Raw genomic sequence first — 20,562 nt, forward strand, 5'->3', positions numbered from 1 at the left:
CGCGCGAGGAGCGTGCGGCGTACATCGACGCGGTCACGGCGAACATCGCCGAGTAGCGCGCGTCGAGCGGTCACAACACCCCGCTCAGTTCCGCCGAGCGGTCACGAATCGTCGACTCAGCCCGCTCCAGTCGACGCATCGTGACCGTTGGCCGGCGCAGGAGCGGGGAGTCGTGGCCGGCTCGTGCGTGCGGCTTGCGCGTGTCTGGGGTCGTCTCTCCCGCACAGGAGGCCCGGCTCACCTCGTTCTCCACAGGTTCCGACCGTGCGTGGTCGGCTCGGGTGCCCCGCAACGACCATGACGGCATGCCAGCTCCCCGTCGCCTCCCTGCTCCGTTCGACCGATCCACCTTCCGTGTGGCCGATGCAGTGGGGCACGGCATCGATCCGGAACGACTCCGACGCGCCGACCTGGCAGCCCCGGTCCACGGTGTGCGTGCCCCGATCGACTCGGTGGACTTCATCGACGCCGTCGCCCTGGTCATGCGTCCCGACCAGTTCTTCAGTCACACGACCGCCGCCGCGATCTGGGGTGCGCCACTGCCGCAGTCGGTGCGCTCGGTCGGGCCGGTGCACGTCTCGACCACGAGGGACGGTTGCCGGATGCGTCGGCCCGGCGTGGCCGCGCACCGCCTGGACCGGCCGAGGACCGTCGAACACCGCGGGTTCCTGGTCAGTGTCCCTGCACAGATGTGGTTCGAGTGCGCCGGCGTGCTCGCACGTGACGCGCTGGTCGCGATCGGGGACCACCTGGTCGGACCAGCCGGGCTGGCGACGGTGGACGACCTCCGTGCGTCGATCCGCCCCGGCACACGATTCGCGCTCGCTGCTCGGCGCGCGCTGGACCTCGTCCGGGCCGGGGCGGAGTCGCCGCAGGAGACCTGGCTCCGGCTGGCAGTGGTCGAAGCGGGGTTCCCGGAGCCGGAGCTGAACATCGACGTGCACGACGGTGCGGGGCGGTTCCTCGGCCGCGTCGACATGGCGTGGTCGGAGTTCGGCATCGCGTTGGAGTACGACGGCGATCACCACCGCGAGCGCGACACCTTTCGACACGATCAACGACGGGACAACGGGTTCGTGGTGAACGACTGGCTCGTGATCCACGCAACGGCATCGGACGCGCACCGACCCGCGGTGTTGTTCGAGCGACTCCGCCAGGCGTTCGAGGTCCGAGCGGTCGGAAGTCGTCGGCGGTCAGCGTGACGGCCGTGATCGCCACGCTGAAGATCTCGTCGCCGGGCGGTCATGACATGTCGTCGGCTGTGCGCCGGCCGGTCACGAACTGTCGGTCAGCGAGCTCGTGGACGACAGATCGTGACCACTCGGCGGCCTCGAACGGGGTGTTGTGACCGCCCGGGACGCCGCGGGGCGGGACGCCCTGGACGCCTTGGACGCCCTGGACGCCCTGGACGCCGCGGGACGCGACACCCGGGACGCCCTGGACGCCCGGGGCGCCGCGGGCCGTACGGCCCGCGCGGGTCAGGCGGAGAAGTCGCGGGGGAGCAGGGGGAGCCAGACGCGGAAGGTGGCGCCGCCGCCCTCGGTGTCGAAGACCTCGACGGAGCCGTGGTGCGCCGCGACGATGCCGGACACGATGGCGAGCCCGAGGCCCGAGCCGCCGGTGTCCCGGGCACGGGACGTGTCCGCACGCCAGAAGCGCTGGAAGATCTTCTCGCGCAGCTGCGGCGGGATGCCCTCACCGTGGTCGATCACGTCGAGGTGTGCCATGCCGCGCTCGTCGTCCACGCCGATGCCGATCTCGATCGGGTCGTCGTTCGCCGTGAACCGCATGGCGTTGCCCATCAGGTTCGTGACGATCTGGCGGATCTTGTTCTCTTCCGCCAGGACGATCGGCGGGCGCTTCGGCAGCACGACCGTGGGCAGCGGCGTGGTCTCGTCGGTCGGCGCGGCACCGGCGTCGATGTTCATGGCGCGGGTGCGACGGGCTCGGAGTCGGGCGATGGTCTGGCGTGAGAACGCGATCGGCCCGGTGGTGTTCGCCGAGGTGGGCGACACGGGCGGTGCTTCGCCGGAGTCCGGGGAGCCGATGGACGACGACGCCGACGGACGGACGGCCTGGGGCACGCTCTCACCGGTCAGGGAGTCCTCGACGAGGACCTGGATCTCGCGGTCGGGGTTGGAGGCCATCGTGTCGAGCGCCGAGTCACGTGCGATGGCGACGAGGTCCACCGGGCCGAGCTCGAGCGGCTTCGACTCGTCGATACGGGCGAGCTGCAGCAGGTCCTGCACGAGCAGGCCCATCCGCTGCGCTTCCTTCTCGATGCGCTCCATCGCCTGGGCGACGTCCTCTTCCTTGCGCAGGGCACCCATCCGGTACAGCTCGGCGTACCCGCGCAGGGACACCAGCGGCGTGCGGAGCTCGTGCGAGGCGTCCCCGACGAACCGACGCATCTGGGCGATGGTGCGCTCACGGTCCTCGAACGCGGAGTCGATCCGCTCGAGCATGACGTTGAGGGAGCGGTTGAGTCGGCCGACCTCGGTGTTCGGGGTGTCGGCTTCGAGGCGCTGGTTGAAGTCACCCGCGGCGAACCGGGCAGCGGTGTCCTCGACGTCGCGCAGCGGGTCGAAGGTCGCGGTGACGAGCAGACGGGTGAGCATGGCGCCGAGCAGGATGACCGAGGCACCGAACCCGAGGAAGATCGCGGTGAACTTGCCGATCGTCTCGTCGGTGCCGGCACTGGAGACGGCGATGAGCACGTAGCCGGTCTCGGTGGTGCCGTCGGACTGGTTCTGCAGGGACGCCGGGATGATCTGGGCGCGCCACTCGTGGTTGTGCTGGCTGTCGTAGAGCGAGATGCGCTGGTTCGACTGCGAGGCCTCGACCAGGGTGGCTTCACGGACGTCAGGTCGGCTCGACGCCTTCGTCTGGCAGATCCGGTCGCCGTCGGCGTCGTACGCGGCGACGTAGGCGCTCTGCGACACCACGACGGACAGCTTGCAGTACTGCTCGCCGTCACTGATGTTCTGGCCCTCGAGCTGCTCGGTCGTCTGCTTGACCGTGTTGTCGAGCTGCTGCATGAGGTAGGTGGACAGCACCGTCATCGTGCCGAGTCCGGCGACGAGCAATCCGAGCGCGACGAGGAGCACCGTGATCCCGGTGATCTTGGTGCGCAGGGAGATCCCGTCCCACCAGTGGTTCATTCGCGTGTGCATGCTGCCCCAACGATAGACAGCGGCCGCCCGGTGAAACCGGACGACCGCCGTGAAGTCGAGCCCCGCGGGGCTCCGGCCCTACGAAGCCTTGGACGCCTTCAGCATGTACCCGAAGCCGCGCTTGGTCTGGATGATCGGCTCGGCGGAGTACTGGTCGAGCTTGCGGCGCAGGTACGAGATGTAGCTCTCGACGATCCCAGCGTCGCCGTTGAAGTCGTACTCCCACACGTGGTCGAGGATCTGCGCCTTGGACAGCACGCGGTTCGGGTTGAGCATGAGGTAGCGGAGCAGCTTGAACTCGGTGGGCGAGAGCTCGATCTGCGCGTCGCCGATCGTGACCTCGTGGGTGTCCTGGTCCATCGTGAGCTCGCCGGCGCGGATGATCGCGTCTTCCTCGTCGTTCATGGTGCGACGGAGGATGGCCTTGATGCGGGCGACGATCTCGTCGAGCGAGAACGGCTTGGTGACGTAGTCGTCGCCGCCGACGGTGAGGCCGGTGATCTTGTCCTCGGTGTCGTCCTTCGCCGTCAGGAACAGGATCGGCGAGGTGTAGCCCGAGGAACGCAGGCGCTTGGTCACGCCGAAGCCGTTCATGTCGGGCAGCATCACGTCGAGGATGATGAGGTCCGGCTCTTCTTCCAGCACGGCGGAGATCGCCTGTGCCCCGTTGCCCACCGCACGCACGGCGAAGCCGGCGAAGCGCAACGAGGTCGTCAGGAGGTCGCGGATGTTCGGCTCGTCGTCGACGATCAGGATCTTGGGGCCATCGCTCATGGTCCTATCTTCTGACTGTTCCCTCGGGGTTTCCTGAGAGCGGTTCGTGCGTCAGCCCACGGGCGTCTGGACCTGATCGGCATCCAGGATCGTGTAGGAGTAGCCCTGCTCCGCCAGGAACCGCTGCCGGTTCTGCGCGAAGTCCTGGTCGACGGTGTCCCGGGCCACGAGCGTGTAGAACGACGCGGGCAGGCCGTCCTTGTTCGGGCGGAGGAGCCGGCCGAGTCGCTGCGCTTCTTCCTGCCGCGACCCGAACGAGCCGGAGACCTGGATGGCGACGGTCGCGTCGGGCAGGTCGATCGAGAAGTTCGCGACCTTCGAGACGACGAGCACGTCGACCTCGCCGGACCGGAACGCGTCGTACAGCCGCTCCCGTTCGTCGACCGGGGTCGCCCCCGTGATCTCCGCGGCGTCGAGCGACGCAGCCAGTTCGTCGAGCTGGTCGATGTACTGCCCGATCACCAGGATCTGCTCCCCGCGGTGCTTCTCGATGAGTTCCCGCACCACCGGGGTCTTGGCCGGGGACGTCGCGGCGAGCCGGTAGCGCTCGTCGTCGCTCGACGCCGCGTACTCCAGGCGGTCCTGGTGCGGCAGGTCGATGCGGACCTCGTAGCAGGAGGCCGGCGAGATGTAGCCCTGCGCCTCGATCTCCTTCCACGGGGCGTCGTACCGCTTCGGCCCGATGAGCGAGAAGACGTCGCCCTCGCGGCCGTCCTCGCGCACGAGCGTCGCCGTGAGGCCCAGGCGCCGGCGGGCCTGCAGGTCCGCGGTCAGCTTGAACACCGGCGCGGGCAGCAGGTGCACCTCGTCGTAGACGATGAGGCCCCAGTCGAGGGCATCGAGGAGCGACAGGTGCGTGTACTCGCCCTTCCGGCGGGCGGTGAGGATCTGGTAGGTCGCGATCGTGACCGGCCGGATCTCCTTGACGCTGCCCGAGTACTCGCCGATGTCCTCCGGCGTCAGGGTCGTGCGCTTGAGGAGCTCGGTGCGCCACTGCCGCGCCGAGACGGTGTTTGTCACGAGGATGAGCGTGGTCGCCTTGACGGTCGCCATCGCCCCCGCGCCGACGAGCGTCTTGCCCGCACCACAGGGCAGGACGACGACGCCGGAGCCCTGGGCGAAGAACGTGTCGACGGCCTGCTCCTGGTACGGCCGCATGTGCCACTCGGCCGTGTCCAGGTCGATCGGGTGCGGCTGGCCAGGGGTGTAGCCCGCCAGGTCCTCCGCCGGCCAGCCGAGCTTCACGAGCTCCTGCTTGATCTGCCCCCGCGCCCACGGCTGCAGCTCGACCTCGGTCGAGGACCGCATGTCACCGAGCAACGGCTTGATGCGCTTCGACCGGATGACCTCGGCCAGCACCGACGGGTCCTCGGCGGTGAGCAGCAGGAGCGGCAGCCGCTCGAGTTCCTCGGTGGGGGAGTTCGCGATCACGGGAGCGTCGGGCCGTTCCTCGCGACGGATCACGAGCCGTCCGTAGCGCGAGACCGTGTCGCGGATGTCGACCGTGACGCTCTGCGGCACGGGGAACTTCGCGAAGCGTTCCAGGGTGTCGATCATCGCCTCGGCGTCGTGGCCCGCGGCGCGCGCGTTCCAGAGTCCGAGGCGGGTGATCCGGTAGGTGTGCACGTGCTCGGGAGCGCGTTCGAGCTCGGCGAAGGCGGCGAGCTCGTGGCGTGCGTCCTCGGCGTCGGGGTGCGCGACCTCGAGGAGCACGGTGCGGTCGCTCTGCACGATCAGCGGTCCGTTCATGACCTGCCAGCCTAGCCGTCGGCACCTGCGCGCGGGTGACCGCGGCTCACGCGTCGCTCTCGACCGACACGACGAGCGACAGCGGCAGGGTGCGTTCGACGTCGACGGCCGTGTCCCGCCCGCGGACGCGTCCGGCCGCGACCGAGGTCGGCACGATCGAGAACGGCCGCTCCGAGCCGTCCGGCATCCGGACGGTCACGCGGATCGGCGTGCGTCCGCGCACGGCCAGGTCGATCTGCCGACCGAGCCACTCCTGCTCCGGCTCCGCGTCGCCGCGCTGCGTCGTCAGGCGGAGCCGTTCGACGAGTGCGTGCGCCGACTGTTCCGGCGAGCGCCCGGTGGGGCTGCGCCGGCCGGGAGGCCCGTGGTGCGCCTCGGGGCGGGCTGCGGTCGTCAGGACGGCCGGGTAGCGCTGGTCCTCGAGTGCGGTGTGCACGACGTGCGGCGGGTAGCGCGTGGTCAGTGTCGTCAGGTCGGGCCGCTCCCACGCGAGCTGCCGGAGCTCGGCGTCCACCCCGACGAGGTCCAGCTGGTCGGCGGTGCCGCGGACCTCGGTCCCGACGCCGCCCGGCCCCCGGTCGACGACGATGCTGCCGTCGCGTCCGGCCACCTGGTCGATCAGGTAGGCGAGGGGCTGCGGGATCCCGGTGGCCGACAGCCGTCCGAGCAGGGACAGCAGGTCGTCGCGGGAGTGCCCGGCCCGGAACGCCGCGCGCAGGGTGTCCTCGGAGATGCGGTAGCGCGCCGCGAGCCCCGGTGCCTCGAGGACGGCGACGGTGCGCAGGGCGTCGTCGTCCACCGGCGCGAGCGGCCCCGGTGCGATGACGGTGAGGTCGTGCTGCAGGTAGACCCGCTCGACGGTGCCCGGCAGGTCGTCGGCGGCCTGCTCGGCGTCTCCGTCGAGGAGCGCCCGGCCGGTGCTCGTGACGATGCCGTCGACCGCCAGGCCGAGCGACGCCGCGGTGCCGGCGACGTCGAGCAGCAGGGCGTCGAGCCAGCGGGACCCCGCCGGGTACGCCCAACGCCCGAGCGGCACGAGGTCGCGCAGGTCCCCGTCGGCCAGCTCGAGCACCTGGTGCACGGCGGGCGGGAGCGTGTCCGACCACGCCGCCACCAGTGACATCCAGCGCTCGGGCCAGCCGGCGAGCAACCAGGCGTGCCCGGCGTCGGTCACGATCCAGCGTCCGGTGTCGGGGTCGGCGAACCCGATGTCGTCGAGCAGGGCCAGGCGGCCGGCGACGAGCTCGGCGTCGGTGCCGATGCGCTCGGCGAGGGTGCGGGCGAGCGGCATGCCGATCCCGCCCTTGACGAGTTCGCGGACCGCGCCGGCGTCGACCGCCCGCAGCAGCTCGGCGAGCACGGTCATCGTGGCGAACGCCTGCTCCGCGCCGGTGGTGCGCGCACGCTCGAGCGCCGCGGCGTCGAGGGCGGGAGCAACGGGGCGGACCTGCTCCGGGCCTCCAGGCTGCTCGTCGAGCGAGGTGAGGTCGGGGTGGGCGGCCACGCGTGCGGCGACCGCGTCGTCGACCGCGCCGTCCTCGTCGGCGAGGCCGAGTTCGATCGCGGGGCCGAGCGCGTCGACGGCGCCGCCGTCCCGCAGCGCGAGGATCGTCGCGCGCGGCAGGTGCTCGACGGCGGCGTCCACGGCGTCGTCGCTGCGGAGCGCCTCGGCCAGGTCGAAGAAGTCGGTGATGCGCTGCGGGCCGGTCTCGGCGAGTGCAGCGGTGGGGAGTCGCCTCGCCGCGACGAGGCGCTCGAGTGCGTCGTCCGGCATCGCCCGGAGTCGGGCGGCGAGGTCGGCGGTGGTCGTCATCGTCCGGTGCCAGCGTCCGGGGCGGACGTCAGCGAGCCGTCCGGTTCGCTCGTGCGCGACGTGTCCAGGTGATGCCGAGGAGCGTGAAGACCAGCACCATGGCGATCGGGAAGCCGAACAGCGGGATCGCCATGACCACCGGCCACGGCATCGCACCCTGGGCGGCAGGCGCGGTGAGCCACATGATGATCATCGCGACGAAGCAGAGCAAGCCGAGGATGATGATCCCACCGATCATGAACGCCAGAGCGCGTTCGGTACGATTGAACGTCACCGGGGGTTCTGCGGAGTCCTGCGGGTTCCCGGTTGATCGGGTCGGCTTGGCCATCGACCCAGGATATCCGACGCACCACGGCCGTACCACGACCTCGAGGAGTCCACGCATGCCCACCGGCAAGGTCAAGTTCTACGACGACGACAAGGGCTTCGGCTTCATCACCGGAGACGACGGCGACCAGGTGTTCCTGCACGCGTCCTCGCTGCCCGACGGCGTCGTGACCGTCAAGGCCGGCACGCGGCTGGAGTACGGCGTCGTCCAGGGCAAGAAGGGGTCGCAGGCGTTGTCCGTGCGGCTGCTCGAGCCCCAGCCGTCGCTGTCGCGGATGACCCGTCGCTCCGCGGACGACATGGCCGTGATCGTCGAGGACCTGGTGAAGGAACTCGACCGGATCAGCGGAGACCTCCGCCACGGCCGCTACCCGAAGAACGGCGATCGCATCGCCGCCATCCTGCGGCACGTCGCAGACCAGTTGGAGGCGTGACCCCATGACCGAGTCCGAGACAGCAGGGGCCGAGACGGCTCCCGACGCGGCGTCCATCGACGCAGCGTCCATCGACGCAGCGTCCATCGACTACACCGACCTGGCGCGCGAGGCGTTGCTCGAGGTCACCCCGGAGTCGACCGTCGGCGCGCCCGTCGGCACGGTGGACGAAGGGGACGGCGTCGTGTCCGTCCTGTTCGCCAACCGGCTGCCCGGCTACCCCGGGTGGCGGTGGACCGTCAGCGTCGCCAAGGTCGGCGACGACGAGCCGACCGTGCTCGAGGTCGAGCTGATGCCAGGGGACGGCTCGCTCGTGGCGCCCGAGTGGGTGCCGTGGTCCGAGCGACTGGCCGAGTACCGGGCCGCGCAGGAGCACGAGGGTGCGGACGGTGCCGAGGACGCGTCGGACGAGGACTCCGACGACGAGGACTACGACGACGAGTCGGAAGACGACGAAGACGACGAAGACGACGAAGACGACGAAGACGACGACGAGTCGGACGACGAGGACTCGGACGAGGACGACGACTACGACGACTCGGATGACGACGAGGACGATGACGAGTCGGACGACGACGACGATGACGAGTTCGACGCCGACGAGGACGACCTCGACGAGTCGGACGACGACGACATCGAGGGTGTGGACGTCGATGCGCTCGCCGATGTGAGCGACACCGACACCGACACCGAGGACGAGGCCCCGCAACCGCCCCGTCGTCGCCGTGCCCGCCGCGTGCAGCCGTTCGAGCCGGACGCCGATCTCGAGGTCGACCAGCTCGACGCCGGCGAGGCCGACCCGGGCTTCCACCGCGCCTGACCCACCCGGACCGACGAACGGGCCCGGCACCACCGATCCGGTGGTGCCGGGCCCGTCCTCGTTCCGGCGGGTGTCCCCGACGTCAGCGCAGGGCGTCGATCGTGAAGTCGATCGCGCGCACGAGCTTCGCCACGTCGTCCGGGTCGATCGCGGTGAACGTCGCGACGCGCAGCTGGTTGCGGCCGAGCTTCCGGTACGGCTCGGTGTCGACGATGCCGTTCGCGCGCAGGGTCGCGGCCACGGCCTTGGCGTCGATCGAGTCGTCGAGGTCGATCGTGGCGACGACCTGGGAGCGAGCGGCGGGGTCGGTGACGAACGGGGTCGCCCAGTCGCTGGCCTCGGCCCAGTCGTAGATCGTCGACGACGAGGTCTTGGTTCGCAGGTCCGCCCACGCCAGGCCCCCGGACTCGTTCATCCACCGCACCTGCTCGTCGAGGAGCAGCAGTGTGGAGATCGCCGGGGTGTTCAGGGTCTGGTTCAGGCGCGAGTTGTCGACGGCGTTCTTGAGCGACAGGAACTCCGGGATGTACCGGTCGGAGGCGGCGATGCGCTCGATCCGCTCGATCGCGGCGGGGGAGAGCAGCGCGAGCCAGAGCCCGCCGTCCGAGGCGAAGTTCTTCTGCGGGGCGAAGTAGTAGACGTCGGTGGCGCTGACGTCGAACAGGGCACCACCGGCGGCGCTGGTCGCGTCGACGACGGTGAGGGCGCCGGCGTCACCGGTCGCGCGGACGACCGGGGCCATGACGCCGGTCGAGGTCTCGTTGTGCGGGTAGGCGTAGACGTCCACGCCCTCCACCGGCTCGAGTGCGGCGAGGGAGCCGCCCGGTGCCTCGACGACGTGCGGGGCCTCGAGCCACGGGGCCGCTGCGGCCTTGGCGAACTTCGACCCGAACTCGCCGAAGGACAGGTTCTCGGCACGGCGCTCGATGAGGCCGAACGCGGCGGCGTCCCAGAACGCGGTCGAGCCGCCGTTGCCGAGGACGACCTCGTAGCCCTCGGGGATCTGGAACAGGTCGGCGAGGCCGGAGCGGACGCTGCCGACCAGGTCCTTGACGGGCTTCTGGCGGTGCGAGGTGCCGAGGATCGTGGCGCCGCGCGTCACGAGGGACTCGAGCTGTGCGCCGCGGATCTTCGACGGTCCGCAGCCGAAGCGACCGTCGGTGGGGAGGAGTTCGGCCGGGATGACGATGTCTGCCATGCACCGATCCTAACGACGACGATCCGCCTGCCCGAGCCCGTGTACCGGCCGGACGGGGAGGGTTCGGCCCGCTCGTCCACCGCGTCGGATGACCCTTTCTCACGTGCGTCCGGGCGCCGGTCGGTGTTCGTCGGTGCGAACAAGTAGTGTGGTCGGCGCTGGGCCCAGACATGAGAGGCGGACCGTGACCGATCTCGTCGACACCACGGAGATGTACCTTCGCACCATCCTCGACCTCGAGGAAGAGGCGATCGTGCCGCTGCGCGCGCGCATCTCCGAGCGCCTCGGACACTCGGGCCCGACGGTCTCACAGACCATCGCCCGCATGGAGCGCGACGGCCTGGTCGTCGTCTCCGGCGACCGGCACCTGGAGCTCACCGACGAAGGTCGTTCCCGCGCCACCCACGTGATGCGCAAGCACCGTCTGGCCGAACGCCTGCTGGCCGACGTCATCGGGCTCGACTGGGCCTTCGTGCACGACGAGGCCTGCCGGTGGGAGCACGTCATGAGCGAGCAGGTCGAGGTCCGCCTGCTCGAGATGCTCGGCAACCCGACCGAGTCGCCCTACGGCAACCCGATCCCCGGACTGGCCGAGATCGGAGGCCCCGCGGCCGCCGGGTTCCTCGACGGCGTCCAGAACATCGTCGCCGCGACCGAGGGCACCGACGCCGTCACGACCGGGGTCGTCCGACGCCTGGGCGAGCCGGTGCAGTTCGAGCCGGAGCTCCTGCACCAGCTCCGCACCGCCGGGGTCATGCCCGGGCGCATGGCGAGCGTGCAGCGCGCGGGTGCCTACGTCGCGGTCCGCGTCGAGGGCGAGGACTCGGGCATCGAGCTGCCCATCGAGGTCGCGCAGCACGTCTACATCGAGCGGGACTGACCGTTCCTGGTCGTCCCTGAGAGTCTTTACCGTTTCGTTACCCACGGGGCGTTTGGTCTCGACACGGTAACGACGCCTCCGTACACTCGTCCGAGTCGCCGCGCTGCCCCTGAGCCGGAGACCCGTGGCAGGACGTCTCGAACCCGTCTCCTGCCTCGATCGGAAACGATGACGAACGGATGGGGTTGCACATCGCCGGACACCCACGGCGGCGTGATGACGAGACGTTGGAGACCCACCTCTTGACGCAGACCGGTACCGCCGCGGACGACCAGACGCCCGCGAACCCGACGAACACCGAGAACGCCACCACCGCCCCGCTCACCCGGCGGGCCGTGCGCGAGACCGAGGGCCGCCCGGTCCGCAAGGTCGTGCCGGTGCGCTCCGCCCCGCTGCCCGGTGGTCGTCGTGCCGCGCAGGCCGCGGCCGCAGCGAACACCGCCAAGGCCAGCTCGTCGTCGCGCAAGCGCAAGTTCCTCGCGCCGGTCGTCCTCACCGTGGCCGCCGGCATGTTCGGAACCGTCGCGGTCGCCCCGGCCTTCGCCGCGACGACCTCCACCAACTCGACCGCCGTCGCCGACGCCCAGCGGCAGGCCCGTGCCACGCAGAGCCAGGAGCTGTCGGTCTCCGACGCCGTGGCGCTGGCCGACACGAGCCGTGACGGCTACGGCGCGACCTCCACCGCGACGCTCGACGCCGAGAAGGCCGCCAAGCAGGCCGCCGCTGACCAGGCCGCCGCAGCGAAGGAAGTCGCCGAGCAGGCCGAGCAGACCCAGACCGCCCGCGCCGCGACCGCGAAGCAGTACTCCTCGTACACCGGGCCCACCGCCGCCGAGTACGCGGCCAGCTCGTCCGCCGCCGACACCCCGTTCTCGCTGCCGGCCGTGGTCGCCACCGCCAAGCAGTACATCGGCACCCCGTACGTCTTCGGTGGCGCGGACCCGTCGGGCTTCGACTGCTCGGGCTACATCATGTTCGTGTACGCCCAGTACGGCATCAACCTCGCGCACTCGGTGCCGCTGCAGGACCAGGCCGGCGCCACGATCCCCGAGTCCGAGGCGCAGCCCGGTGACGTCGTCATCTTCAACAACGAGGCGCACGACGGCTTCTACATGGGGAACGGCATGATCATGGACGCCCCGAAGCCCGGTGGCTCCGTGCAGATCCGTCCGATCTGGACCAGCGACTACCACATCGTCCGATTCGGCATCTGACGACCACTGCCCTTCCGGCGTGTGAACTTCACCGGAACCGGCCCGCGCACCCTCGTGCCGGGCCGGTTTCTGGGTTAACCTGACGCTGCACCGGTCCGCACCGGCGCGAACAGGAGACCCTCATGTCGATGTTCCGCACGACCCGCACCATGGGTCGGCGCGCGCGCGTCGACATATGGTCGAGCACAGCCTGCGGGCACGAGCACGCCCCTGCATGACGAGAGCACTGCCCATCCGGGTGGTGCTCTTCGTGGTTCCAGGGGTGTGAACAGGTCGTCCTCACCCGTTCGCGTCGTCGGTCCGACGCACCCGCAGCGCCTGGAAGCCGTCCAGGCACGTCGGAAGGGAACCCATGCGCACTCTCGTCCTCAACGCCGGTTACGAGCCCCTCGCGGTGATCTCGTTCCGACGAGCCCTCGTGCTGGTCATGAACCAGAAGGCCGCCATCGTCGCCGCCGACGTCGAACACCCGGTTACCGGGTCGACGTCGAGCTACGACCGTCCGTCCGTCATCATCCTCACCCGCTACGTGCGCATCCCGCACTCCAGGCTCGTGCCGGTGTCCCGTCGCGGCGTGCTGCGTCGGGACGGCAACCACTGTGCCTACTGCGGCCGGCACGCCACCACCATCGACCACGTGCAGCCGCGGTCGCGCGGTGGGCAGGACTCCTGGGAGAACCTCGTCGCCTGCTGCCTGGCCTGCAACAACACCAAGGGCGACCGCACCCCGCAGGAGATGGGGTGGCGCCTCCGGTTCCCGCCGAAGGTGCCGCACGGATCCTCGTGGGTCGTGCGCGGCATCGAGCGTCCGCAGGCGGAGTGGGACGAGTACCTCGTGGCCGCGTAGCGGCCGCCGCCGCGTTTCGTGTGCAGCAATGGTCGGGCCGATCAGGCCGACCCGACCGTTGCTCCACACCATGTGACGGACTGGAGGCCCGTGGTGACGCCGCCACGGGCCTCCAGTCCGCCTGTCGGTGGTGCTGACTAGCGTCGCCGGCATGGGCGAGACACCGCACATCGACGACGCGACCATCGACGACCTGCGCGCTCGGCTGCGTGCCACGCGCTGGCCGGACGCGCCCGCCGGGATCGGCTGGTCGCTCGGCGTGGACCTCGACGTCCTGCGCCCGCTCGTCGAGTACTGGGCCGACGGGTTCGACTTCGACGCGCACCGTGCCGAGCTCGCCGCGCTGCCCTCGCGCCGTGTCGTCGTCGACGGCATCGGCATCCACGTCCTGCACGCCCGCGCCCCGCGGCCCGATGCCCTGCCGGTCCTGCTCGCGCACGGCTGGCCGGACTCCGGGTGGCGGTACCGCAAGGTGCTGCCGATGCTCGTCGACGCCGGGTACGACGTCGTCGTGCCGGACATGCCGGGCTACGGCTTCTCGGATGCACCGCCGCAGGTGCTCGACGCCCGGCGGGTGGCCGACATGTGGGCGACGCTGATGACGGACCTCGGGTACGAGCGGTTCGCGGTGTCCGGTGGCGACATCGGCACGCACGTCGCCCGCTACCTGGCGCTCGACCACCCGGACCGGGTCGTCGCCGTGCACCGCATCGACGGCGGGCTCGCCTGGCCGGGGCTGGATGCGTCGACGTTGACCGCGGCCGAGCGGGAGTTCGTCGCCGCGACCGATCGATGGCGCACCGCCGAGGGTGCCTACGCGATGCTGCACCGGACGAAGCCGCAGACCGCGGCCGTCGGGCTGAACGACTCACCCGCGGGGCTCGCCGCCTGGATCGTCGAGAAGCTCCGGGCGTGGAGCGACTGCGACGGGGACCTGTGGTCGGTCTACACGCGCGATGAGGTCCCCGCGCTGCTGACCGAGTACTGGGCGACCGCCACGATCGGGTCGGCGATGCGGATGTACCACGCGAACGCGGCGATCCCGGCACAGCAGCTGGAACGACGGGTCGAGGTGCCGTCCGGGTTCTCGATCTTCCCCGGCGACATCGTGCCGGCGCCGCGGGAGTGGCTCGAGCGCACCACGAACCTCGTGTTCCACCACGAACTCGACCGCGGTGGGCACTTCGCGCCGTTCGAGCAGCCCGACCTGTTCGTCGACGAACTGCACGCGTTCCTGGGGCCCTTCCGCCGCTAGAGTGGACGGGCCAGCCTCTGTAGCTCAATGGAAGAGCAGTTCCGTCCTAAGGAAACGGTTGGGGGTTCGAGTCCCTCCAGGGGCACCAGCAGGATTCCAGTGTCTCGGGTCGTTCGTGGTCGGGCAGGTCCCGAGCAGCGGCCAGCATGGTGGCGAAGACCGAGAGTCGCTGCGATTCGTCCGGACGTCGAAGGCTTCGGTGGTCACCTCGTTCCCTTCCTCGGTCGCAGGAGTCTCCGCGCCGTGGTGCATCATCCAACCGGCTGGGCCGGCGGGTCCTCCGGCATGGGGTGTTCCGCCTGCCAGAGCGCGTCGACCTGGCCAAACTCCCGCGGGTAGCACTGGGTGTCGAACACCTCGAGGCCCTCGGCCGGCGTCGAGTACAGGTACCAGGGGCCCGTGCCCACCGGTCGGCTCGTCCAGGACCCGTTCGCGAACCACGAGAGCGGGACGTCGTCCATCGGGTGTCCCGCCTGCGTGAGACAAGCCTCGAGCCGGTTGAAGGCCGCGCGGTACTCGTCGAGGGTGATCAGGTCGTCCCGGAGCTCGGCTCGCTGCTGGGCAGAGGGTTCTGCGATCGGCGCAGACTCGACCCACGAGGCCCAGACGGCGTAGCGGGCGGAGCCGCCGCCCGTCACGCTGATGGTCGCTGCCGAGTGTCCGGAACCGGTCGCGGGGGACAAGCTCCAATGCTCACCGGTCGTGCCGGGGGTGCAGCGGGTGGGCCCGTCGATGGTCGTCCCGTCGACGGCCACGGTGAAGGTCCCTGGGTCGAGGCACTTCCACGTGAGCGTCACACGGTCGGCGTCCGCGGGGCGGGCACCGAGCGAGAACGAGCCGTCGCCCTGTGTGACCGCGAAGGCCGGAGTCCCGAGGATCGTGGCGTGGTTGGCATCCTCGACCATGTAGCGCGTCGAGGTCGCAAGGGCGCTCTCCAGTGGGGTGTCCAGGTCGTTCGACGGGAGGGCAGCCGCGGTGATCCCGCCCGTGACGGCCGATCCCGCCAGGAACGCCGCCGCGATCGTGAGGACCGTGCCCCGGGTCGGTCGGCGACGTCGACGGAGCGGCGCTCCGGTGGCGCTGGTCGCGTCGACCTCTGCGACGAGTGCGTCGCGCATCGCTGCGAGACGAGGGGAGATCTGGTCGTGGTTCACAGTGTGCCTCCGAGGGGTTCCGCTGTCGCCGAGTACTGCTTGTGGAGCCGCGCCTTCGCACGGTGGAGCCGGGACTTGACGGTGCCGGGTGGGACGCCGAGGACGGTCGCGGCCTCACGCTCGCTCAACCCCTCGAGCACGTAGAGGGACAGGACCCGCTGGTCCGCGATCGGGAGACCACGGAGCGCGGTCACCGCCTCTGCGTCGGTGAAGGAGTCCGCTGGGTCGGGTGCCGGACCGTCGACCGGGAACCTGCCGAGGAACGAACGGTGGCGCCGAGACGACCGCGTCAGGTTGTGCGCCGTGTTGGTCGCCGTGACGAGGAGCCACGGCAGCATCGAGTCGTCGACGAAACGGACGCGGTCCCGCTTCCGCCAGGCTTCGAGGAACACCACGGCGACCACGTCGTCGGCGTCGTCCGGAGTCGGGACGAGCGCTCGGACGTGACGACGCAGTCGCGCCGCGTGCCGGTCGAAGAGGCGACCGACCGCACGGCCGTCCCCGGCGACGCCCAGGGCCCAGTCGGACCGGTCCCCCGTGATCTGGTTCATGCCCTGTATTGTCCGGTCGCCCAGGATCGGTTCCGGTTCTGTGCGGCAAGTTCTCCACAACCGTCGCCCCGGACGGTAGTGGAGCCTGCTGGCCCCGTACGATTGACCCCGTGTCCAAGGTCCTGAGCAGTCTCCCCGTCGGCGAACGAGTCGGCATCGCGTTCTCAGGGGGTCTCGACACCTCCTGCGCCGTTGCCTGGATGCGCGAGAAGGGAGCGATCCCCTGCACGTACACGGCGGACATCGGCCAGTACGACGAGCCGGACATCGACGCCGTCCCGAGCCGCGCCCACGAGTACGGCGCGGAGATCGCCCGACTGGTCGACGCGAAGAGCGCCCTGGTCGAAGAGGGCCTGGTCGCACTGCAGACCGGTGCGTTCCACATCCGCTCCGGCGGCAAGACGTACTTCAACACGACGCCGCTCGGCCGCGCGGTGACGGGCACGATGCTCGTCCGCGCCATGAAGGAAGACGGCGTCGACATCTGGGGCGACGGCTCCACCTACAAGGGCAACGACATCGAGCGGTTCTACCGCTACGGCCTCATGGCCAACCCGCGCCTGCGCGTCTACAAGCCGTGGCTCGATTCCGAGTTCGTCGAGGAGCTCGGTGGCCGCAAGGAGATGAGCGAGTGGCTCGTCGCCCGCGGGTTCCCGTACCGCGACTCCACCGAGAAGGCGTACTCGACCGACGCGAACATCTGGGGCGCGACGCACGAGGCGAAGAGCCTCGAAGAGCTGTCGAGCGGCCTGGACATCGTCGAGCCCATCATGGGCGTCGCCGCCTGGCGTGACGACGTCGAGGTCGCGACCGAGATCGTCAGCGTCCGGTTCGAGGCCGGTCGCCCCGTCGCGATCAACGGCGTCGAGTACACCGACGCGGTCGCCCTGGTCTACGAGGCGAACGCCATCGGTGGCCGGCACGGCCTGGGTGCCTCCGACCAGATCGAGAACCGCATCATCGAGGCGAAGAGCCGCGGCATCTACGAGGCTCCGGGCATGGCGCTGTTGCACATCGCCTACGAGCGCCTGCTCAACGCGATCCACAACGAGGACACGGTCGCCTCGTACCACAACGAGGGCCGCCGTCTCGGTCGCCTGATGTACGAGGGCCGCTGGCTCGACCCGCAGTCGCTCATGCTCCGCGAGTCGCTGCAGCGCTGGGTCGCGTCCGCCGTCACCGGCGAGGTCACGCTGCGCCTGCGTCGCGGTGACGACTACACGATCCTCGACACCACAGGCCCCGCGCTGTCGTACCACCCGGACAAGCTGTCGATGGAGCGCGTCGGCGACGCCGCGTTCGGCCCGGACGACCGCATCGGCCAGCTCACGATGCGCAACCTCGACATCGCGGACTCCCGTTCGCGGCTCGAGCAGTACGCCGCCGCCGGCCTCATCGGTGGCGCGACGGCCGAGCTCGTCGGCGAGCTCGAGGCGGGCGAGGCCGAGGAGATCCTCGGCGGCGCGATCGTCGCCTCCGACGCCGAGGACGCGATGGGTCGTCGCACGGACCTCGCCTCCGAGGGCGCGGCCTTCGACTCCGGCACCGACTGATCGAGCGGACCCGCGCCCTGGGCGCGCCCCCCTGATGACGGGAGGCCCGGTGCCAGCTGGCACCGGGCCTCCCGTCCGTCGTCCGCGGTCGGCCGGTCGGCCGGTCGGCCGAGAAGCGCACTGCGTTCGACGCGACGCCTCCCAACACCTAGCGTGGAGGTACCGGGTCAGTCATCAGGGACTCGTCGTCACGATGCTCCTCACGATCTGTGAGGTCTGGCACAGCGGGTCGACCCGGGCGGATCCGAGATGCGCATCATCTCGAACGAAGGGCTGGTCGTCATGACCGCCACCATCCAGAACGCCTGGCACCGCCACGGCCTCCGTTCCCCCGAAGACCTCGCCGCCCTCGTTGCCGAACGGCTCGAAGGAACCGGCCACCAGCTCGTCAGCTTCAGCGAAGCGCGCTACGAGCCCACCTACGCGGACTTCCTCGGCGAGCAGCTCTGACCCCCAGCGGGCTGCCGCTCGACCGTCGGTAGAGTCTGCGCATGCGCACAGCCCGAACCGCCGCGGCGGCACTGGCGATCGTCGCGGCGGGACTGCTGACGCTCGTCGGCGTCCAGCCCGCGTCGGCCCACTCGGCCCTGACCAGCAGTACCCCGGCTGACGGGGCGGTCGTCACGGGACCGCTCGAGTCCGTCGACCTGACCTTCTCCGAGGCGCCGCTCGCCGGCCTCGACGCCGGACTCCGGATCCAGGTGACGGACGCCTCCGGCGCCGACGTCGCCACGGGAGACGTGACGGTCTCCGGGACGACCATGCGCCGCGCGGTCGACCTCGACCGGGGCAGCTACACGGTGCTCTGGCGGTACGTGTCGCCGGACGGCCACCCGATCGAGGGCAGGCTCGCGTTCGAGTACCGGGCCGCTGCGCCGGTGTCCACCCCGAGCGCGAGTGCCACCCCGACCCCGACGGCGGCGAGCGGTGCGCCGACGCCGAGTGCCACCGCGACGGCCACCGGAGCTTCGGACGGTGCTCCGTCGACGCCGCCGGGCATCGCGCCGGGCGTGTGGATCGGCCTCGGCGCCGGAGCCGTCCTGGTGGCCGGTGCGGTCGTCGTGCTGCTGCTGCGGCGCGGTCGCAGCGCGTAGCGCGCGCGGGCCGCGCACTTCGTGAGCAGAAGAGGTCGGGTCGCACGCGCGCGCCCGACCGTTCCTGCTCACGAAGCGCACGCGGCGCACGTCACGCGACCACGCAACGGACGGGAGGCCCGGTGCCGGACCGCACCGGGCCTCCCGTCCGCACGCGGTGCGTGACGCCGGGGGCGACGCGCCTCACGCCACGGGGGCGGCCTCCAGCGCGGCGTCGGCGCGTGCCGCGCTGCCCTCGGCCAGGCCTCGGGCGATGCGGCCCCGCGTCGCCAGCCAGAGGACGACGGCGGCGACGAACACGATGCCCTCGGTGACGGTGAGTGCCCAGATGATCCCGGCGAGCCCGAACCACACGTTGCCGGCGATCACGATCGGGATGAACAGCACGCCCTGCGCCATCGACAGCACCATCGCGGGCATGACCATCCCGGTCGCCTGGAACAGCGAGGTGAGCAGTCCCGTGAACCCGTTGACGACGGCGGCGACGAGCTGTGCCGTCAGGATCGTCATGCCGATCGCGAGCACCGAGTGGTCACCGGAGAAGATGGTGAAGACCTGCTCGCGGAACACGAACACGGTGCCGGAGAAGACGAGCACGATGCCGCCGACGGTGAGGGCCGCGGCGCGCAGGCCGGAACGCAGTCGAGCCGCGTCACCGGCGCCGAACGCGTAGGCCAGCAGCGGCAGCACGCCGATGGTCACGCCCATCACCAGGAACTCCGGCACCTGGGCGATGCGGACCGCGACGCCCATCGCTGCCAGCGGGTCGTCACCGTAGGCGGCGGCGAGGTTGTTGAGGACGAGTGTCGTGACGATGAGGAACGCGGACTGCAGCAGCTCGCCGACGCCGATGCCGAACACGGGCTTCAGGACGTCCGCACGCAGGGTGAACCACTTCGGGGCGAAGCTGACGTTTTCGCTGTTCCGCTGCAGCCAGGTCACCCAGTAGGCGATCGAGACCACGTTGGCCAGGCCCACCGCGAGTGCTGCGCCGCCGACACCCCAGTGCAGCCCCAGGATGAACAGGACGTCGAACACCAGGTTGCCGACCGTGGACAGGACCAGGCCGATCATCGCCTGCCTCGCGGCGCCCTCGGAGCGGACGATCTGCTCGAGCGCGAAGGACGCGGCGAGGACGGGGACGAACGCGAGCATCACGGCGACGTACTCGCTCGTGGCGGGGACCGCTGCCGCGTCGGCACCGAGGACGGTGACGAGCGGGCGGAGCAGCAGGAGTCCGACGACGCCGAGCACGGCGCCGGTCACGACCGCGCCCCACAGTGCGAACGAGGCGACGTGCTTGATGTCCCGCGCCTTGTCGGGGTCGTGTTCCGATGCTCCGAGCAACCGGGACATCAACGCGCTGCCGCCGACGCCGAACACCCCGCCCACGGCCATCACGAGGCCGAGCAGTGGCGTGCCGAAGGTGATCGCGGCGAGCAGGGACGTGTCGTGCTGGGCGCCGATGAAGCCCGCGTTGATGACGTTGTACAGGGCGCTGACGACCATCGCGGCGGCCATCGGCACGCACAGGTGCACCAGGGCTCGGGCGATCGGGGCAGCGGAGAGGTACCAGCGGTTCGTCGCCGCAGCGGAGGTGGTGGAGGACATGACGGTTCCCTTCCGGGCATGACGGTGGGCGCGCCGACGGACGCCGGCACGGCAGGGGGAGCACGCGACCGATGGCGTTGCGGGGTCGCGGGGTCGCTGTCTCTTATACACATCT

Annotated in this window: 19 protein-coding genes and 1 tRNA gene; 11 read left to right on the top strand and 9 right to left on the bottom strand. The window is 70.6% G+C overall.

The window, feature by feature from the left end:
* Positions 1 to 305 precede the first annotated feature (305 nt).
* The gene (locus DEJ30_RS17315; RefSeq protein ID WP_146238639.1) at positions 306 to 1,202 is read left to right on the top strand and encodes a hypothetical protein; all 897 of its coding nucleotides are present in this window, start codon (positions 306 to 308) and stop codon (positions 1,200 to 1,202) included.
* Between the two features lie 276 nt (positions 1,203 to 1,478).
* Here the strand turns inward: DEJ30_RS17315 and DEJ30_RS17325 are convergent, their stop codons facing one another.
* The 5 genes from DEJ30_RS17325 to DEJ30_RS17345 all read right to left on the bottom strand — a co-directional run bounded on the left by DEJ30_RS17325 (position 1,479) and on the right by DEJ30_RS17345 (position 7,837).
* The gene (locus DEJ30_RS17325) at positions 1,479 to 3,173 is read right to left on the bottom strand and encodes a cell wall metabolism sensor histidine kinase WalK (RefSeq protein ID WP_071244033.1); all 1,695 of its coding nucleotides are present in this window, start codon (positions 3,171 to 3,173) and stop codon (positions 1,479 to 1,481) included.
* Positions 3,174 to 3,251: 78 nt separating this feature from the next.
* Positions 3,252 to 3,947 (bottom strand): response regulator transcription factor, encoded by a 696-nt coding sequence (locus DEJ30_RS17330; RefSeq protein WP_017888045.1) that lies wholly within the window; start codon positions 3,945 to 3,947, stop codon positions 3,252 to 3,254.
* A gap of 51 nt (positions 3,948 to 3,998) precedes the next feature.
* The gene (locus DEJ30_RS17335; RefSeq protein WP_027466594.1) at positions 3,999 to 5,696 is read right to left on the bottom strand and encodes a DNA repair helicase XPB; all 1,698 of its coding nucleotides are present in this window, start codon (positions 5,694 to 5,696) and stop codon (positions 3,999 to 4,001) included.
* Between the two features lie 46 nt (positions 5,697 to 5,742).
* A complete protein-coding gene (locus DEJ30_RS17340; protein ID WP_110862895.1) occupies positions 5,743 to 7,509 on the bottom strand; it encodes a helicase-associated domain-containing protein in 1,767 nt (588 codons plus the stop codon).
* A 28-nt stretch (positions 7,510 to 7,537) separates the two neighbouring features.
* On the bottom strand, positions 7,538 to 7,837 hold the full coding sequence (locus DEJ30_RS17345) for a hypothetical protein (RefSeq protein WP_071244038.1): 300 nt from the start codon (positions 7,835 to 7,837) through the stop codon (positions 7,538 to 7,540).
* A 55-nt stretch (positions 7,838 to 7,892) separates the two neighbouring features.
* On the opposite strand from DEJ30_RS17345, the gene DEJ30_RS17350 reads away from it, so the two are divergent.
* Both DEJ30_RS17350 and DEJ30_RS17355 read left to right on the top strand, forming a co-directional pair.
* Entirely contained in the window at positions 7,893 to 8,270 is a 378-nt protein-coding gene (locus DEJ30_RS17350; protein ID WP_017888041.1) for a cold-shock protein, read from the top strand.
* Positions 8,271 to 8,274: 4 nt separating this feature from the next.
* The gene (locus DEJ30_RS17355; protein WP_110862896.1) at positions 8,275 to 9,090 is read left to right on the top strand and encodes a DUF3027 domain-containing protein; all 816 of its coding nucleotides are present in this window, start codon (positions 8,275 to 8,277) and stop codon (positions 9,088 to 9,090) included.
* 82 nt (positions 9,091 to 9,172) lie between these two features.
* Here the strand turns inward: DEJ30_RS17355 and serC are convergent, their stop codons facing one another.
* Positions 9,173 to 10,288, bottom strand: a complete 1,116-nt coding sequence (gene serC, locus DEJ30_RS17360; protein WP_110862897.1) for a phosphoserine transaminase — start codon at positions 10,286 to 10,288, stop codon at positions 9,173 to 9,175.
* 184 nt (positions 10,289 to 10,472) lie between these two features.
* Here serC and DEJ30_RS17365 point away from each other — a divergent pair, with 184 nt between their 5' ends.
* The 5 genes from DEJ30_RS17365 (at position 10,473) to DEJ30_RS17385 (ending at position 14,572) form a co-directional block, all read left to right on the top strand.
* Positions 10,473 to 11,168, top strand: a complete 696-nt coding sequence (locus DEJ30_RS17365) for a metal-dependent transcriptional regulator (RefSeq protein WP_027466592.1) — start codon at positions 10,473 to 10,475, stop codon at positions 11,166 to 11,168.
* 227 nt (positions 11,169 to 11,395) lie between these two features.
* Positions 11,396 to 12,382, top strand: a complete 987-nt coding sequence (locus DEJ30_RS18615) for a C40 family peptidase (protein WP_181420203.1) — start codon at positions 11,396 to 11,398, stop codon at positions 12,380 to 12,382.
* Positions 12,383 to 12,734: 352 nt separating this feature from the next.
* The gene (locus DEJ30_RS17375; RefSeq protein ID WP_027466591.1) at positions 12,735 to 13,229 is read left to right on the top strand and encodes an HNH endonuclease; all 495 of its coding nucleotides are present in this window, start codon (positions 12,735 to 12,737) and stop codon (positions 13,227 to 13,229) included.
* Positions 13,230 to 13,380: 151 nt separating this feature from the next.
* A complete protein-coding gene (locus tag DEJ30_RS17380) occupies positions 13,381 to 14,484 on the top strand; it encodes an epoxide hydrolase family protein (protein ID WP_110862899.1) in 1,104 nt (367 codons plus the stop codon).
* Positions 14,485 to 14,497: 13 nt separating this feature from the next.
* Positions 14,498 to 14,572 (top strand) — tRNA-Arg (locus DEJ30_RS17385).
* Positions 14,573 to 14,735: 163 nt separating this feature from the next.
* Here DEJ30_RS17385 and DEJ30_RS17390 read toward each other — a convergent pair.
* Together DEJ30_RS17390 and DEJ30_RS17395 are read right to left on the bottom strand one after the other, a co-directional pair.
* Entirely contained in the window at positions 14,736 to 15,638 is a 903-nt protein-coding gene (locus DEJ30_RS17390) for a hypothetical protein (protein ID WP_146238640.1), read from the bottom strand.
* Positions 15,635 to 16,189, bottom strand: coding sequence for an RNA polymerase sigma factor (locus DEJ30_RS17395; protein ID WP_110862901.1), 555 nt, complete (start codon positions 16,187 to 16,189; stop codon positions 15,635 to 15,637). The genes DEJ30_RS17390 and DEJ30_RS17395 overlap by 4 nt, the downstream gene beginning before the upstream one ends.
* Positions 16,190 to 16,299: 110 nt before the next feature.
* Between DEJ30_RS17395 and argG the strand changes: the two genes are divergently transcribed.
* From argG to DEJ30_RS17410, 3 genes are all read left to right on the top strand, one after another.
* A complete protein-coding gene (gene argG, locus DEJ30_RS17400) occupies positions 16,300 to 17,742 on the top strand; it encodes an argininosuccinate synthase (protein WP_042540079.1) in 1,443 nt (480 codons plus the stop codon).
* Between the two features lie 249 nt (positions 17,743 to 17,991).
* Positions 17,992 to 18,192, top strand: coding sequence for a hypothetical protein (locus tag DEJ30_RS17405; protein WP_110862902.1), 201 nt, complete (start codon positions 17,992 to 17,994; stop codon positions 18,190 to 18,192).
* 41 nt (positions 18,193 to 18,233) lie between these two features.
* Positions 18,234 to 18,836 carry a copper resistance CopC family protein gene (locus DEJ30_RS17410; protein WP_110862903.1) on the top strand — a complete coding sequence of 201 codons (603 nt, stop codon included), beginning with the start codon at positions 18,234 to 18,236 and terminating at the stop codon, positions 18,834 to 18,836.
* Between the two features lie 183 nt (positions 18,837 to 19,019).
* Here the strand turns inward: DEJ30_RS17410 and DEJ30_RS17415 are convergent, their stop codons facing one another.
* A complete protein-coding gene (locus tag DEJ30_RS17415) occupies positions 19,020 to 20,447 on the bottom strand; it encodes an MATE family efflux transporter (RefSeq protein ID WP_110862904.1) in 1,428 nt (475 codons plus the stop codon).
* Positions 20,448 to 20,562: the final 115 nt, after the last annotated feature.

The sequence above is a fragment of the Curtobacterium sp. MCPF17_003 genome (assembly GCF_003224385.1).
GTDB lineage: Bacteria > Actinomycetota > Actinomycetes > Actinomycetales > Microbacteriaceae > Curtobacterium > Curtobacterium flaccumfaciens.